Annotated in this window: 14 protein-coding genes; 7 read left to right on the top strand and 7 right to left on the bottom strand. The window is 43.1% G+C overall.

The annotated features are described in order from the left end of the window. The 5 genes from ggt to CWD77_RS07030 form a co-directional block, all read right to left on the bottom strand. Complete coding sequence (ggt, locus tag CWD77_RS07050; protein WP_101072775.1) at positions 1-1,704, bottom strand: gamma-glutamyltransferase; 1,704 nt, start codon at positions 1,702-1,704, stop codon at positions 1-3. A 37-nt stretch (positions 1,705-1,741) separates the two neighbouring features. After that, a complete protein-coding gene (gene xerD, locus CWD77_RS07045; protein WP_101072774.1) occupies positions 1,742-2,653 on the bottom strand; it encodes a site-specific tyrosine recombinase XerD in 912 nt (303 codons plus the stop codon). 3 nt (positions 2,654-2,656) lie between these two features. Further along, positions 2,657-5,053, bottom strand: a complete 2,397-nt coding sequence (locus tag CWD77_RS07040) for an HD family phosphohydrolase (RefSeq protein ID WP_101072773.1) — start codon at positions 5,051-5,053, stop codon at positions 2,657-2,659. A 136-nt stretch (positions 5,054-5,189) separates the two neighbouring features. Beyond that, positions 5,190-7,184, bottom strand: a complete 1,995-nt coding sequence (gene ligA, locus CWD77_RS07035; protein WP_101072770.1) for an NAD-dependent DNA ligase LigA — start codon at positions 7,182-7,184, stop codon at positions 5,190-5,192. A 20-nt stretch (positions 7,185-7,204) separates the two neighbouring features. Further along, positions 7,205-8,329, bottom strand: a complete 1,125-nt coding sequence (locus CWD77_RS07030; protein WP_101072768.1) for a helix-turn-helix domain-containing protein — start codon at positions 8,327-8,329, stop codon at positions 7,205-7,207. A gap of 159 nt (positions 8,330-8,488) precedes the next feature. On the opposite strand from CWD77_RS07030, the gene CWD77_RS15480 reads away from it, so the two are divergent. The 7 genes from CWD77_RS15480 (at position 8,489) to surE (ending at position 13,467) form a co-directional block, all read left to right on the top strand. Then, on the top strand, positions 8,489-9,175 hold the full coding sequence (locus tag CWD77_RS15480; RefSeq protein WP_133120199.1) for a ComF family protein: 687 nt from the start codon (positions 8,489-8,491) through the stop codon (positions 9,173-9,175). 67 nt (positions 9,176-9,242) lie between these two features. Beyond that, positions 9,243-9,881, top strand: a complete 639-nt coding sequence (locus CWD77_RS07015; RefSeq protein WP_101072762.1) for a hypothetical protein — start codon at positions 9,243-9,245, stop codon at positions 9,879-9,881. A 2-nt stretch (positions 9,882-9,883) separates the two neighbouring features. Next, positions 9,884-10,489: a histidine phosphatase family protein gene (locus CWD77_RS07010; RefSeq protein ID WP_165779094.1), complete on the top strand. Its 606-nt coding sequence runs from the start codon at positions 9,884-9,886 to the stop codon at positions 10,487-10,489. Positions 10,490-10,534: 45 nt separating this feature from the next. Beyond that, a complete protein-coding gene (ubiE, locus tag CWD77_RS07005; protein ID WP_101072758.1) occupies positions 10,535-11,224 on the top strand; it encodes a bifunctional demethylmenaquinone methyltransferase/2-methoxy-6-polyprenyl-1,4-benzoquinol methylase UbiE in 690 nt (229 codons plus the stop codon). A 141-nt stretch (positions 11,225-11,365) separates the two neighbouring features. Further along, positions 11,366-11,803 carry a 3-hydroxyacyl-ACP dehydratase FabZ gene (gene fabZ, locus CWD77_RS07000; RefSeq protein ID WP_101072756.1) on the top strand — a complete coding sequence of 146 codons (438 nt, stop codon included), beginning with the start codon at positions 11,366-11,368 and terminating at the stop codon, positions 11,801-11,803. Beyond that, positions 11,800-12,627: a 3-methyl-2-oxobutanoate hydroxymethyltransferase gene (gene panB, locus CWD77_RS06995; RefSeq protein WP_101072754.1), complete on the top strand. Its 828-nt coding sequence runs from the start codon at positions 11,800-11,802 to the stop codon at positions 12,625-12,627. Before fabZ ends, panB begins: the two co-directional genes overlap by 4 nt. 75 nt (positions 12,628-12,702) lie before the next feature. Beyond that, positions 12,703-13,467, top strand: a complete 765-nt coding sequence (gene surE / locus CWD77_RS06990) for a 5'/3'-nucleotidase SurE (protein WP_101072752.1) — start codon at positions 12,703-12,705, stop codon at positions 13,465-13,467. On the opposite strand, the gene CWD77_RS06985 is transcribed toward surE, so the two are convergent. Continuing rightward, entirely contained in the window at positions 13,462-14,319 is an 858-nt protein-coding gene (locus CWD77_RS06985) for an alpha/beta fold hydrolase (protein WP_101072750.1), read from the bottom strand. The genes surE and CWD77_RS06985 overlap by 6 nt on opposite strands. Continuing rightward, positions 14,306-14,776 carry a hypothetical protein gene (locus tag CWD77_RS06980; RefSeq protein WP_101072748.1) on the bottom strand — a complete coding sequence of 157 codons (471 nt, stop codon included), beginning with the start codon at positions 14,774-14,776 and terminating at the stop codon, positions 14,306-14,308. The genes CWD77_RS06985 and CWD77_RS06980 overlap by 14 nt, the downstream gene beginning before the upstream one ends. Positions 14,777-14,799: the final 23 nt, after the last annotated feature.

The raw sequence follows: 14,799 nt of genomic DNA, 5'->3' as shown, positions 1-14,799 counted from the left end.
TTAATAACCTGCTACACTTCCGTAGCTCCGGCTGTCTGCTGCACCTTGCATCAGGCCTTCGGGGTCGATCAGGATTAAATGGGTAAGGGCAATGTTCCCAATCTTTTGCACCTGATGTCCATATTCAGTCAAATTATGTATGGTATCTTCAGAGAAGTAGAGCCCTTCTACATACAGTTGATCGGGCAGCCACTGGTGATGTATTCGGGGTGCTGAAATGGCTTCAAGAGCATTCATATCAAAAAGGGCAATATTCAGGAAGTTTTGAAGGGTTGCCGTAATGATTCGGGGTCCGCCTGCACCTCCACCCGCAAAAACAGGCTTGCCATCCTTGATTGCGATAGTCGGGCTCATACTGCTGAGCATTCGTTTACCGGGCTCAATTGAGTTGGCTTCAGCACCAATCAGGCCAAACATATTGGGTTCGCCCGGTTTGGCAGAAAAATCATCCATTTCATTATTCATCAAAAAACCGGCCCCGCTAACGGTAACAAAACTTCCAAATGAACCGTTAAGCGTGGTATTCACAGCTACAACATTTCCATATTGATCGGCTACATTAAAGTGAGTGGTTTCATCACTTTCTTCATATTCGTTGAATTCTCCATGGGAAATATCTTCACTGGAAGAGGCATTTTTTGGGTCAAAGTTTGAAATTCGGTTGGTCAGATACCGGTTGTTTTGAAGTTCTTCCATAGGAACGTTTGCATAATCAGGATCTCCAAGCCAATAATTTCTATCTGCAAATGATCTTCTGAATGATTCGGCCAAGCGGTGAACATAGTCGGCAGAATTGAGGCTGTACTCTTCGATATTTAATTCGTGAAGCATCTCCAGAACCTGTTTGAACACAATACCACCGCTGCTGGGCGGAGGCATCATAAAGAGTTCATAATCCATGAACTCAGCTTTAATGGGATCCCGCCATACACTTTTGTAGTCGCGCAGATCTCTCAGGGTTATAATACCACCGGCACGCCTCATTTCATCCACAATCATTCTTCCCGTTAAACCTGAGTAGAATCCCCGCCTTCCCATATTAGCGATTCTTTTCAATGTTTCGGCAAGGTCTCTTTGTACAAATTGATCTCCGGCATTCCAGGGTGATCCGTCAGGTTTAATAAAGATCTCTCTGGAGCCCTCAAATTCACGCAATCGATCCGCTGCACTGTTTAACGACCTGGCCTGAGAATGCGTCAATGTGTAGCCTTCTTCAGCTAACCGAATGGCCGGTTCCATCACAACTTCGAGAGCAAAGGTGCCGTATCTTTCTAGGGCGGTAATCATGCCATCAACTGTACCCGGCACTCCTGAGGCGAGGCCTCCGATTTTACTTTTTTCACTGAGATAGTTTCCGTCCTCGTCCAGGTACATATCTCTGGATGCCCTGGAAGGTGCTTTCTCCCGAAAGTCTAACGTATTGACTTCTCCGTTCTGAGTGTGAAGCACCATAAAGCCACCACCGCCGATGTTTCCTGCCCTGGGAAGTGTGACCGCTAATGCAAATTGTACGGCAACGGCTGCATCAATAGCATTACCGCCTTTCTGGAGAATTTCGAGTCCGGCTTCTGAGGCGTATTGGTCGGCAGAAGTGACAACACCGTTTTTAAAACTTTCGGGTTGTCCTACCTGAGCGTAGACCACATGAGAAGAGAAAAATGTAAATAAAAAGATGAAAAGGAGAGAGAGCAGATTTCGAGACATTGTTGGATCAGTTTTTTTTAAAAAATATACGTTGAGGTTATGCGCGCGGGTGAAATTCTTTGTGAACCTGATGCAGAAGAGAACGATCTACATGGGTATAAATTTCAGTGGTAATAATTGAAGTATGCCCCAGCATTTCCTGGACAGCCCTGAGGTCGGCACCTCCTTCAAGAAGATGTGTGGCAAAGGAGTGGCGAAAAATATGGGGATAGACATTCTTTTCTATTCCCGCCTTTTGAGCGTATTTGTTCACAATATTCCAGATACTCATTCGGGTTAAAGGTCCACCGCGTTGATTTAAAAAGATTTTATTTTCAGATTTCGTCGGTTTTTTGGGATTTAAGAACTCTTTACGTGCCGTTTCAATGTAGTGTTCAATGGCGAGCTGAGCAATTTCACCAACGGGTACGAGCCGCTCCTTATTCCCTTTTCCAACCACACGAATAAATCCAATTTCAAAGAAAAGGCGATCCATCTCAAGGTCTGTTAGCTCACTAACCCTCATTCCACTTGCATAGAGGGTTTCCATGATGGCAGCATCACGGATTCCTGCCATTGTGGTCCGATCGGCCTGGTCGATAATGGCTTCAACTTCCTGTGGATTTAATACTTCAGGAAGCTTTTTGGCCTTTTTGGGTAACTCAATTAATTCTGCGGGGTTTGCTTCAGCCAGTTTTTCTACAACAACAAATTCATGAAAACTTCGAATGCTGGAGATGTTTCTTGCTATGGTACTGACGGCCAGTTCAAGATCGGTCAGCTCTTCAAGATACTGCTCAATGTGTTGAAGAGTTATACCATCTAACCCGTTGATTTTCAAAGTGTGGGAAACAAATGTGAGATATCGACGCAGATCATTCTCGTAGGAAGCAGCCGAATTATCTGTCAAACCTTTTTCGAGTTTGATGAACTGGAGATAGTGCTTCAGTTCCGATTCGAACGCCGACATTGATTAATCCTCAACCTTTGAGTCTTGGTCGTCCCCGCCGTTTTGTGATATATTTTCTACTGCTTCAGTCTCTTTCTTTTTCTCTTTGGAGTTTTTCCCTTTTGAATTTTTATCGTTTTCCTCCGGATACTCAATTCTGCTGTGATAAACTCCGACTAAAATATTCAAAAAGGATTGTTTTATTATCCGGATCTGTTTGAAAGTCAGGGGGCAGTTGCTGAGCTGACCGTCGTTGATATGGTCGTCAACGAGTCGGTTAATCAGGTTTTCCAGCTTACTGTAGTTTGGATCTTTCATTGATCTGGATGCCGCCTCAACACCATCGGCCAGCATTAAAATACCTTGTTCACGGGTAAACGGAATTGGACCATCATACCGAAAATCTTCCTCGGGGATGGTCTCTTTCTGATTCTGAGCTTTGCCATAAAAATATTTGATCAGAGAAGTCCCGTGGTGAGTCTTAATAAAATCAATAATTACATTTGGAAGGTTGTGCTCATGGGCTTTTTTCACACCGTCGCTAACATGCGCTTTAATAACAAGAGCACTCATTTTAGGCTTTAACTTGTCGTGATCATTGGCTTTATTCTGATTTTCAATGAAATACCCGGGTTTTTCCATTTTGCCGATATCGTGATACATGGCTCCCACGCGGCAGAGGAGGGCGTTGGCACCAATATCGGATGCAGCTGATTCTGCAAGATTTGCAACTTGTAAACTGTGATGGAATGTACCGGGTGCCACATTCATTAAACTTTTCATCAACGGCAGATTGGTATCACCCAGTTCTAAGAGGGTGAAATCTGTGGTGATCTTAAATAACTTCTCGATTAGCAGTATTAGCGGATAAGTAAAGAGGATAAAGATCGAGTTGATAATCACGAATACTAAATCCGCACTGTATTGCTCCCAGCCAGAATAGCGAGCGAGCGCAAAACCGGCCAATACAACCAGATAACTGCCCATAACTACTCCAGGAGTTGTGAAGAAAAATTGAGACCGGTTTTTGATATCCCTCACAGAGAATACACCCAAACTACAGGCTACTGTAGTGGCAATTACATATTCAAAACTGTTATCATGAATAATTCCCGTAATCATAGCCAGGGAAATGGTAGACATCAAACCAACTCTCGAGTCGAATATAATAGTGAGTATTATCGGGGCTATAGCAATCGGAACAATGAAGCTATTTACACTGTCTAATTGGTAAATGGCTGCACTTGCTAAGATTACAATTCCCATTACAATAAATACCAAAAGGAACATAGATGGTTTATTGTAGATGTTGCGACGGTACAAATAGATATAGAAGAGGAATACAAGAGCTGCTGCTATAATTACAATAGATTCTCCAAGATATCGAAGCAGACGCTCCCGGTTTGTTGCAGAAGCAGCACGAGCTTCGGCCAGGCTTTCAAGTTTGAGAGCTCTCTCTTCCGTAACGAGATCTCCCTTTCGAATGATGATTTCTCCCTGTTCAACAGCACCTTTGGTTGTTGAAATATTATCCATCCGCTCACTCAGTATCGCTTCGCTATCCTCTTCACTATAGATGTAATTGGGTTCGATAATATTTGAGAATAACTGGGAGGCAACTTCTGCAGCCCGGCTGTTAAATGACTGTGATAACTGAAGGGAGGCATAGTTTTCGGCCTCGTTCAGATCATATGTCCTGGATAAAGTGATGGTCCGTTCTGTTCGTTCAAACAGGTTTCTAATAATTATTTCATCCTGCTCAATAGCTTCTTTTTCTCTGTCTATTACACCCCTGCTAAGGATTTCATTGGCAACATCCAGCATACCGGAACGGATTCGATCAATCAGAAGCGTTTCATCTGCAGAAGACATCTGGATGGATTCATAATCATCCAGAATGGTAAGCCAGGCTTCATCCGATAAATTCAGATTTGAAAAACTTCGCTCCTGAAAATAGCGGGTGCTGTCGTTTGGTGCAGAGCCATCATCATTTCTTTTAGAGCGTTGCCACTGAAGGTAGCTGTCTAAAACAGGCTGCAAACTTCGATACACAGAGTCCGTTCGGGCTTCTACAGTAATGGCAACACTTTGGTCAACATGGAAAACCGGAGGTGTGGATTGACGAATCTGCTGTTGCTCTTCTTCAAGTTCGGCAGCAGACTTCTTCAAGGAGAATGTAAACGGTGCCGTAAGATCATCTGATCTCCAGGGTTCTCCGACAGAAAAGCTGGCTACGGGCTGAAAAGTAGTTTGCGGTAGTGTGATGAGAATTGAGATCACAAAAACCGAAAAAATCAGGATCCGAAGGTATTTAATCTTCTTTTTTTCTGCTTCTTTCTGCTTCTGTTTTTTCTTTTTGCCAATGTTTGGAGATCCTTCTTGGGATTTTTGTCCCAGACCTATTTTTTCAAGAAAGCTCATAATGATTATTTAGTCGAAAAGGTAATCTCTGCATTTAACGAGTACCCAAAACATAGTATAGGGAAGGTGAGGTTTTATCAAAAATTGATTTTTGTGAAAAATGCTAAAAATCCGTGCCTATCAAACTGATAATAAATTACTTACCAATCATATTATAGAATTCTTCTTCATTTATGATTGGGATTCCAAGTTTTTCGGCTTTTGTAAGTTTACTGCCGGCCGATTCACCCGCCAACAGGAAATCGGTATTTTTACTGACTGATGAGCTTGTTGTACCTCCGTGTTGTTCTATTAAATCGGATGCATCCTTGCGTGATAACGTAGGCAGTGTACCTGTAAGTACGAATTTTTTTCCATCTAAAATATCAGAAACCTGATCTGATTCGCTCATTTCAAAATTGAGCCCGGCATCACGCAGTTCATCAATTAGCTGAAGATTTTTATCGTGGCCAAAGAAAAGAGCCACAGACTCAGCAATTTTTGGTCCGATGGAGTCGATATTTGTCATGGTTTCCTGATCGGCCTGCATCAAATTATCCATGGTCTTAAAGTGTGATGCCAGATCTTTCGCTACGGTTTTACCCACAAATCGAATACCGATCGCATAAATAAGCCTTTCAAGAGGTTGCTTTTTACTTTTTTGAATGGCGCTGATAAGATTTCCGGCGCTCTTTTCAGCCATACGCTCCAGGGGAATCAGATCCTCTTTTTTGAGCTTGTAGAGGTCTGCATAGGTTGATATTAACTCAGCTTCAATAAGCTGTTCAACAATGGCTTCCCCGAGTCCATCAATATCCATAGCATCCCGCGAGGCAAAATGTTTGATCCTCTCCCTCACCTGCGGCGGACATTGCGGGTTGATACATCGCCAGGCAACCTCATCATCTAATTTTTCCAGCTTTTCATTGCAGGCCGGACAATTTTCGGGCATTGAAAATTTTGGAGCTCGATCTTCGCGGTCGGGATTGACTACACTGAGTACCTGTGGAATGATTTCGCCGGCTTTCTCGATAACCACGGTATCGCCGGGGCGAATATCTTTACGAAGAATTTCATCTTCATTATGCAGTGAAGCTCTTTTCACAGTTGTTCCGGCTAACTGAACCGCTTTTAGTTCTGCAACCGGAGTGATTTTACCCAACCGGCCAACCTGAAGTGTAATCGATTCAAGAAGAGTAGATGCCTGTTCTGCTTCAAATTTGTATGCAATGGCCCAACGTGGGGATTTTGATGTAGAACCAAGCTCATCGCGGTATCGATCTTCATTTACTTTTACCACGACACCGTCAATTTCGTAGGGAAGCTCGTGTCGTATTTCGTCCCATTCATCAATGATCGAGAAGATTTGGTCAATAGATTTACACACTTTAAAGTGTTTGCTTATCGGAAAGCCAAGCTTACGAAGCAGATCCATTTTTGATTGTTGAGTTGGATAATCTGTCTGATCCTCCAGTAGTAAATCAAATGCAAAGAACCGGATCGGGCGTCGGGCTACTTCTCGCGGATCCTGCATTTTAAGCGAACCGGCCGTTGAATTTCTGGGATTTGCAAAGGGTTGAAGCCCTTGCTCATCCCGGTATTCATTTAAGCGAACAAACGCCTCTTTCTCCATGTAGGCTTCTCCGCGTATTTCCAGAACATCAATATTAGTGGATACCTTTAAAGGAATATCTGTGATGGTTTTAAGATTTCGTGTGATCTCATCACCCATTGTTCCGTCGCCGCGCGTAGCTCCCAATGCAAACTCACCGTTTTCGTACCGAAGACGAATAGATGCACCATCAAATTTCATTTCAACGGCGTAACTGAACTCAGTGTCGCCCAGAATATTCCTTACTCTTCGATCAAAGTCTCTAAGCTCCTCTTCATTATAGGTGTTATCAAGACTGAGCATCGGTTGCGGATGTTCAACATTCGGAAATACGCTGCTTGGTTCTCCTCCAACTCGTCGGGTGGGTGAACCATCCGCCTCAAGGTCAAACTCCTGTTCAATTTTCTCCAGCTCTGCCAAAGCCTGGTCGAACTCCTTGTCGCTTATAAAAGGTTGAGCTTCCTGATAGTAGGCTTGATTGGCATCATCAATTAGTTTGCGCAGTTCTTTAGCCCGGGCTTTGGCCTCTTTTCTATCCATTCTTGATGGTTATCGTATGGTTAAAATGATGGTCTGTTGGCAACAGAGTCAGGTTCTGCAACGTTCGGAGGGAGTTCTAACGGGATCGTTGATCTCCATTTTGAATCGTCTTCGAAAATATCCCGCGTCAGTTCAACAGCATTTTCCTCATCATTGTAGAACTGCTGACGGACGTCATCAATACGGTGACCATTCATGAAGAGAAGCATCCGATTGTATTGACCACGCACCCGAATCGTGTCACTAAACTCAAAATTAAGTGCAGTTCCCTGTTCCATCCAGTAGGGATCAATTCGTGGTTTTAAATCGCTCCAGACTCGAACAGGATCAAGGCGGTCATTTGCGGCGTAGATTGTGATGTAGAGGGTTTCTCCCAACTCTGCCGGGGGAGCAGGCTCTGCTTCCTGAGGTGTTTCATCAATGTCGAGCGGTATACCGGAGTTCTCTTCAGTTACGGTCTCTTCGGGTACCGGTATTGTATCCGTTTGCTGTACATCATCCGACATGAAGAAATCATTGCTAAATAAATAGTAGGTTAAGGCAATCACAAAAAGCACTACAATAGCAATTCCAATCAGTCTTATTGGGGTATTGCTGCGATTTGTTGAAAAACGTTTACCCATATCTGCCCAGTTAACACTTCGAACATTGGGAGGGGATGTTGACTTGCCGGTTTTGGGTGCAGGTGTTGAAGCCGGCTTATCCTGATCTTTTTCTTTTATATTTTCATTTTCTTCAGCAGGGAAGTCAGGCTGAATTTTTGATCGTCTTTTACCTTCCTCAGGCTCTTTTGGTACATCCTTCTTTTCAGAGTCGGTTTTTTTATCAGGTTCAGGTAGCTCAGCCTGCTTTGGAGCGGGTGGAGCCAAATTCGGGAAAGGCTGCAGTAACTCGTGATTGTACCCACCAACTTCATGCGAATCCAGTGCCTCAAGCACAAGGTTGTCATCCAGTTTTAATTTTCGTCCGTAGGTTCGTACAAAACTTCTTATGTACGTTTGTATTTCATCAGACTTTTCAAAAATTGAGTTGTCTTCAATAGACTCAAGAGTTGATAAGGGTATTTTTGTGGCACTTTGGATATCGTGAATGGATAAACCAAGGTGCTTTCTGATGGTCGCTAAATCTTTCCCGATTGAAGGCATAGTACAATTTTTGGGTTATTTTCGATGTTCAAATCTAATTAATTATCGTGCTTTCCAAAAGACTCAAAAGAAAAAGAACCAATTTTTGTAAGGTTTGGATAAATAACGGTTCATATTAGTAGTAATCATGGATTCCAACTCGATGCAGTAAAACTTCTTATGAATAAATTAGTGAGCCCATTCATTGATCTGTTATTTCCAACGGTTTGCGCTTGCTGTGGATCATCAGTACATCAAAAAAACAGTCATCTTTGCCCTTGGTGCAGAGAGCAACGATTTGATAAGCCTGATCCTGAACAACTACAGCTACTGCCTGAATCGGTACAAATGCAATTCGCCATGTGGTCGTTTGATAAAGGTGGATACCTGCAGGATTTACTGCATAAGCTGAAATATGATTTCCTTCGATCTGTAGGCGAAGAGTTGGGTAGAACATTGGCTGACGCTTATCTGAATCAGATGGATTCTGAACAAGAAAGACTATTTGAACAGTTTGATCCCATTATTGTTCCTGTTCCGCTTCACAGAAGTAAATTACGTAAACGGGGATATAATCAAGCCAGGGCAATAGGAGAAGGATTTGCAAAGGTAACCCATTGGGAAATAATTGAACCGAATGGAGTTCAAAGAGTCAGAAAAACTAAAACTCAAACCGGACTATCTGCAGAAAAAAGAACTGGAAATTTGAGAAATGCTTTCCAACTGAAAAATTCGGCAGCTGTTAAGGATCGAATTCCGGTACTCATTGATGATGTTTTTACTACGGGTGCCACAACGTTTGAACTGGCCGGAGTTCTCATTCCATACTCAAAACCATCTGTGATAGTTACGGTTGCAAAAGCGTGATTTGGCGGGTGTGAAGGGCATACCTTTTAGTTCTTTTTCTCATCAATAGAGGCTATCTTTAGCCATTATGTTTTCAAAGAAGTCTCATTCAATAAATATTTTAGAAACTCCATTTTCTACGGTCACTTCGGGTGGACACTGGTTCCATGCTACCCGCGATACCGTTGAACAGTATGTGCCCGGTCTGCTAAAGAAGCACTCTTTTGAAAGTTTGATCACAAAAGCTGTTGTTTGGATTGACAGTGCAGATTCCCTGGCAATGTTGATCTACTTTGGGTTGGCGTTTGTAACAGAAACCTGGCTTGCGGCCGTTATAGCATTCCTGTTTCACTACTGGTGGTATCACAAAAAAAGTGCTTTTGTCAATATTGTATTTGAAACACCGATTCGAATTTTAAATTCAGAACTGCTTCAGGTGTTGATTGCAGCCGTTGTACTCAGTTACATGGGTATCAGCGGGATGTATTTGGCGGTAACCATTGGGATAATCTATTTCTTCCTGTTTAAAGTCAGTCTTTTAAGAAGATTGTGGGATAAAATTGATTCCGCTAAGGAAGGAGATAAGCTTCCGTTGAATGACAGGGTTCTGAAAATGATACTGGTTCGGTATGCAGTGTATGAGGATATACCACCGGTGGAAATTAAGAAGCTGGACGATCAGATCAGACAGGCAGTTATTGAATTTAATAAAAAAAAGAAGAAATGAGTGTGAAACGGCTATTAATAGCGCGTCACGGTGAAACGGATTACAATCAGAAAGGACTGTTGCAGGGCAGAAGTATTGATGCACCTCTAAATGAAACGGGCTGGATACAGGCAGGAAAGCTGTCAGATTATCTGACAAACTATCCGGCTGATCATCTGTACAGCAGTTCATTACAGCGCACATGGCAAACAGCTAAACCATACAGCCAGAAATTGAAATTGGAAACCCTGCAGGAAAAAGGGTTGGACGAAATGGATTTCGGAAAGTATGAAGGTATCCCTTATCTGGATGCTTCGGCAGATTTGAAAGAGCTGCAAGAGATTTGGCAATCAGGAGATGTGAATACTCCCATTCCCGGTGGCGAATCCCCGGTTGAAGTTTTTGAGCGCGCCAACAGTGTGTTTCATCAAGTCATCGAATCAACCCGGGAAGATACATTGGTTTTTATTCTGCATGGTCGTTTAATAAGAATATTGCTGTCGAAGTGGCTGGGGTACGGACTTAAAAATATGCATAAAATTGAGCATCAGAACGGGGCAATAAATCATCTTGTTTATGATGGGGAATTTAGAGCAGTCTATTTAAATAAAACAGATCATCTAAAATAGATACTCTCACTAAATTATTGATTTGAAAAGATCTGGTATAGAATTATGAGTGAAAAAGTAAGAAATATGTTTGCCGATATTGCCGATGATTACGATCGGATTAATGGCATTTTATCATTTGGCGTGCACAATGCCTGGAGAAAGAAAACAGTTTTGGAAAGTGGCGCAAAACCGGGCGACAGAGTATTGGATTGTGCAACCGGTACGGGCGATTTAGCTCTTGAATTTAAAAAAACAGTAGGCCACGAAGGATACGTTCTTGGTACAGACTTTTGTAAGGAGATGATCGAGCATGCCCCTGCAAAAGCGGAGGATAAAAATCTGGTGGTTGAGTTTGAAGTGGCAGACGCCATGAATCTTCCCTACGATGACAACTCGTTTGATATCACGAGTATCGCCTTTGGAATACGAAATGTTGACGATCCTGTTGTTGCACTGAAAGAGATGGCCAGGGTTATTAAGCCGGGCGGACGTGTTGTGGTTCTGGAATTCGGTCAGCCGGAAGGGTTGATCCGGTATCCATATCAATTTTACAGCAAGCACGTGATGCCAACGGTTGGGGGATGGATCAGCGGAAACCGTGAAGCATATACTTACCTCCCAGAGACAAGTGCTAAATTTCCGGCCGGAGAGAAGTTTTTGGAACTGATGGACAAGACGGAATCTTTTTCATCTCGAAAGGCTATAAAGCTCACAGGCGGAATTGCTTACGTCTATGTGGGTACCGTAGCTTAGATTTAGTATATTCACTGTCATCAACGGCTGATGGAGTTGTAATTACTGGATTGAGGATATTGTGTTTAATCGATCTAAGTACCCGCACAGGAAATATATCGCCGCATAGATTAACCATTTTAAATTTTACAAACCAAGAACATGAAAATCGAAGAGATTAAAAATTACATTCCTCATCGCTATCCGTTTTTGTTGATAGACAGAGTTCTGGAACTGGAGGAGAAGCGAATTGTTACCATTAAGAATGTGACGGTAAATGAAGATTATTTCAACGGTCACTTTCCCGGTGCGCCCATTATGCCCGGCGTGCTTCAGGTTGAGGCGATGGCACAATCGGGTGCATTGATGATTATGAAAAATCAGGTGGACGACCCCGACAATACTTTGATGGTATTTACAGGGATCAAAAATGCCAAGTTTAGAAAAAGTGTAGTTCCGGGCGACCAACTTCGAATTGAGGTAAAATTGGAAAACCAGCGTCGGAATTTTATAACGATGATTGGAACAGCCAGTGTTGACGGAAAAGTGGTTTGTGAACTGGAAGCATCCGCTGCAATTGTATCAAAGGATAACGCATGAGTACTGAACTCCCATCCCAAAAACGAGATAAAGTAACAACTCAAACTGTGGTGGATATGAAACGCCATGGCGAAAAAATCAGCATGCTTACCGCGTATGATTTTACGATGGCAGGCATAGTTGATGGTGCCGGTGTGGATGTCATTCTTGTAGGAGACTCTGCAAGTAACGTAATGGCAGGCCATGAGACAACCGTACCCATGACCCTCAATCAAATGATCTATCACACTCAGTGCGTGGTTAGAGGGGTAGAGCGAGCTCTGGTAATTGCAGACTTGCCGTTTATGAGTTACCAGGTGACGACCAAGGAGGCCTTGAAGAGTGCAGGACGTATGATGAAAGAGGCCGGCGCTCACGCAGTAAAGCTGGAAGGCGGTGAACCGATTTCCAATACTGTAAAACGAATTGTGGATGCCGGAATACCGGTAATGGGACATTTGGGATTAACTCCACAAAGCATCTATAAATTTGGAACGTATAAAGTTCGCGCCAAAGATGAACAGGAAGCTGATCAGCTACTCAAGGATGCTAAAATCCTGGAAGAGGCCGGTGTATTTTCAATCGTTCTTGAAAAAATTCCTTCCGATCTCGCTAAGCGAGTAACCGAATCACTATCTGTACCAACCATTGGTATTGGAGCCGGCCCCCACTGCGACGGTCAGGTTTTGGTACTTCATGATATGCTGGGGCTCAATAAAGATTTTTCTCCCCGGTTTTTAAGACGATATGAGGATTTGCACAACTCAATGGATAGCGCAATCAAGCACTATATTGATGATGTGAAAACCGGTGACTTTCCCAACGAAAACGAACAGTATAAATAGAGCTGAGTAGGTTTACATAAAGTTGATTTAAGCCTTACCAGACTCGTTTCAGAATAAAAAAGAAAGCAGTATCTAATGACGAAGCCCCGAAAACCCCTGATTTTAGTTTGTAACGACGACGGTATTTTTTCACAGGGTATTAAAGCACTTGCTGAAATCGCTGATGAATTTGGAGATGTAGCTATCATTGCCCCCGATCGCCAGCAGAGTGCAGTGGGTCATGCCATTACCGTTTCTACGCCTCTGCGTGCCCGACCCTTTCGTATCGACGGCCGTTTTGACGGACAGGCGGTTTCAGGAACTCCGGCCGACTCTGTGAAATTAGCTCATAATCAGCTGCTGGATCGTAAACCGGATCTGGTTGTCAGTGGAATAAATCACGGAAGTAATGCAGGTATTAATATTCTCTATTCGGGAACCGTGAGTGCAGCAACCGAAGGCACCATTTTAGGCTATCCCTCCATTGCCGTTTCGTGCACGGATTTTGATGAAGATGCAGATCTGTCCGGTTGCCAGGATGCGGCCCGAAAAGTCATCGGCTATGTATTAAATCACGGACTTCCCAGAGGTGTTACGTTGAACTTAAATGCTCCTTCCGGTCCGTTAAAAGGAATTAAGTGGGCACGGCAGGCAAACAGCCGATATGTAGAGGAGTTTGAGGGCAGGGTAGATCCTCATAACCGAAACTACTACTGGATGACGGGTAAGTTTCAGCTGTTAGATGAAGATGAAAAGAATGATATTTCAATGTTGGAAAAGGGGTACGCTTCACTTACACCCATTCAATATGACTTAACCGCCTACTCCTTACTGAATGATCTGAGAGAGATCGAGCTATAGATTATTCTTTTGCAGATTTTTTGCAGTATCCAGCCACATTTTATCAACTAATGGCTTTCTCTCCTTACTGACCTGAAGATAAATCTGTTCGAGATGACTGATGGAGTACTGCCCGATATGCTCACCCCAAATTGCGCTTTCGGCGGTAACGAACGAGTCGTTGATACCCTCTTTTTGATAAATCAATTGATTTTGAAGTCGTAAAATGGGATTCAACGGATGTGTTGTTCCTTTACCTACTGCCGCACTGATGGAGTAATATTGAATCTTCTCATGATTGGGGGTAGCCGGATTAAATGTCTCCTCGATATAATTCCTGGTTAGTTGCTCAACAGCTGCTACAGCATTGCTTTTCTCGTTGGGAAAAACATTCTCACCAAACCAGTTCATCAGCTCATTCAGTTTCTCCTTCAATAGTTCAGGGGTGGTTAATACAATTTCGGCCAGACTGGTGCCGTGGTGAGGTGTTGCAATGGTTGTCAGGGAAGCGATTGAATCGGCTATTCCATCATTCTGAATAGCATATCGCATATCCAAACCGCCCATACTGTGAGCTATCACATTAAACTTTGTGTATCCATACTTTTGTTGAAGTTGTTCTATTCGATCTTTCCATTGATGTGCCCGGGTTTCGATTGTGGCATAAGGCACAATATTTGGGGCAAAGGCATGAATACCAAAACCACGCAGCCTCATACAGGAATCCTGCATGGGTGAGGGTTTCATCAGCATCGACATGCTTCCATACCCGTGGCAGAGAAGAACCGGATAGTTCAGCTGAATAATCTCCGGCTGGGGAAATTCCTGCAGTTTCAGTTTGTTGAGATATTTCTGAGGTTCAATCCACTTCATGAGAGTCCTGTCCGGGTAAAATTTCGGGTTGATTACGTTGCAAGGTCAACTCCTGATCTTCACTGACAATGATGGTTCGGTAGATCTGATCATTGTAGAGAAGATGCATTCTTAAATCTTTCTCAGGGAACCGGATCTGTGCTGCCGGCTTCACGTTGTAAGGCCAGAGCTCCTGTTGCAAGGTGTAATGCAGGGTTGTTTTTGAGAAATTTGGTGCTACCCTGATATTATAAACGCTTCGTGTAAATACGGAGTCGACCTGAATATTTCGTCGTCTAACCTGACTTGATTCGATATTGAACTCTTCTAAAGACATGGAAATCAAAGAGTCGATTTGAGCACCATCTGTCAGCTTTTTGGGTGAAACAGGGTTGGTGTTTATAAACAGATAGATGGAAATTATACACGATAGAGCAAGCAGTAAAACAATGAATTTGCGCTGACTCTCGGTTTGCATAAGTATCGTTTAGAAATTTTTTA

It is taken from the genome of Rhodohalobacter barkolensis (assembly GCF_002834295.1).
In the GTDB taxonomy this organism is placed as follows: domain Bacteria; phylum Bacteroidota; class Rhodothermia; order Balneolales; family Balneolaceae; genus Rhodohalobacter; species Rhodohalobacter barkolensis.
Note: the sequence above shows the minus strand (reverse complement) of the source record. Positions and strands in the feature narration are given on the sequence as shown.

Bases quoted from the DNA above. Each gene is read 5' to 3' on its own strand.
- ggt (WP_101072775.1), bottom strand. From the start codon at position 1,704: ATGTCTCGAAATCTGCTCTCTCTCCTTTTCATCTTTTTATTTACATTT.
- xerD (WP_101072774.1), bottom strand. From the start codon at position 2,653: ATGTCGGCGTTCGAATCGGAACTGAAGCACTATCTCCAGTTCATCAAA.
- CWD77_RS07040 (WP_101072773.1), bottom strand. From the start codon at position 5,053: ATGAGCTTTCTTGAAAAAATAGGTCTGGGACAAAAATCCCAAGAAGGA.
- ligA (WP_101072770.1), bottom strand. From the start codon at position 7,184: ATGGATAGAAAAGAGGCCAAAGCCCGGGCTAAAGAACTGCGCAAACTA.
- CWD77_RS07030 (WP_101072768.1), bottom strand. From the start codon at position 8,329: ATGCCTTCAATCGGGAAAGATTTAGCGACCATCAGAAAGCACCTTGGT.
- CWD77_RS15480 (WP_133120199.1), top strand. From the start codon at position 8,489: ATGAATAAATTAGTGAGCCCATTCATTGATCTGTTATTTCCAACGGTT.
- CWD77_RS07015 (WP_101072762.1), top strand. From the start codon at position 9,243: ATGTTTTCAAAGAAGTCTCATTCAATAAATATTTTAGAAACTCCATTT.
- ubiE (WP_101072758.1), top strand. From the start codon at position 10,535: ATGAGTGAAAAAGTAAGAAATATGTTTGCCGATATTGCCGATGATTAC.
- fabZ (WP_101072756.1), top strand. From the start codon at position 11,366: ATGAAAATCGAAGAGATTAAAAATTACATTCCTCATCGCTATCCGTTT.
- panB (WP_101072754.1), top strand. From the start codon at position 11,800: ATGAGTACTGAACTCCCATCCCAAAAACGAGATAAAGTAACAACTCAA.
- surE (WP_101072752.1), top strand. From the start codon at position 12,703: ATGACGAAGCCCCGAAAACCCCTGATTTTAGTTTGTAACGACGACGGT.
- CWD77_RS06985 (WP_101072750.1), bottom strand. From the start codon at position 14,319: ATGAAGTGGATTGAACCTCAGAAATATCTCAACAAACTGAAACTGCAG.
- CWD77_RS06980 (WP_101072748.1), bottom strand. From the start codon at position 14,776: ATGCAAACCGAGAGTCAGCGCAAATTCATTGTTTTACTGCTTGCTCTA.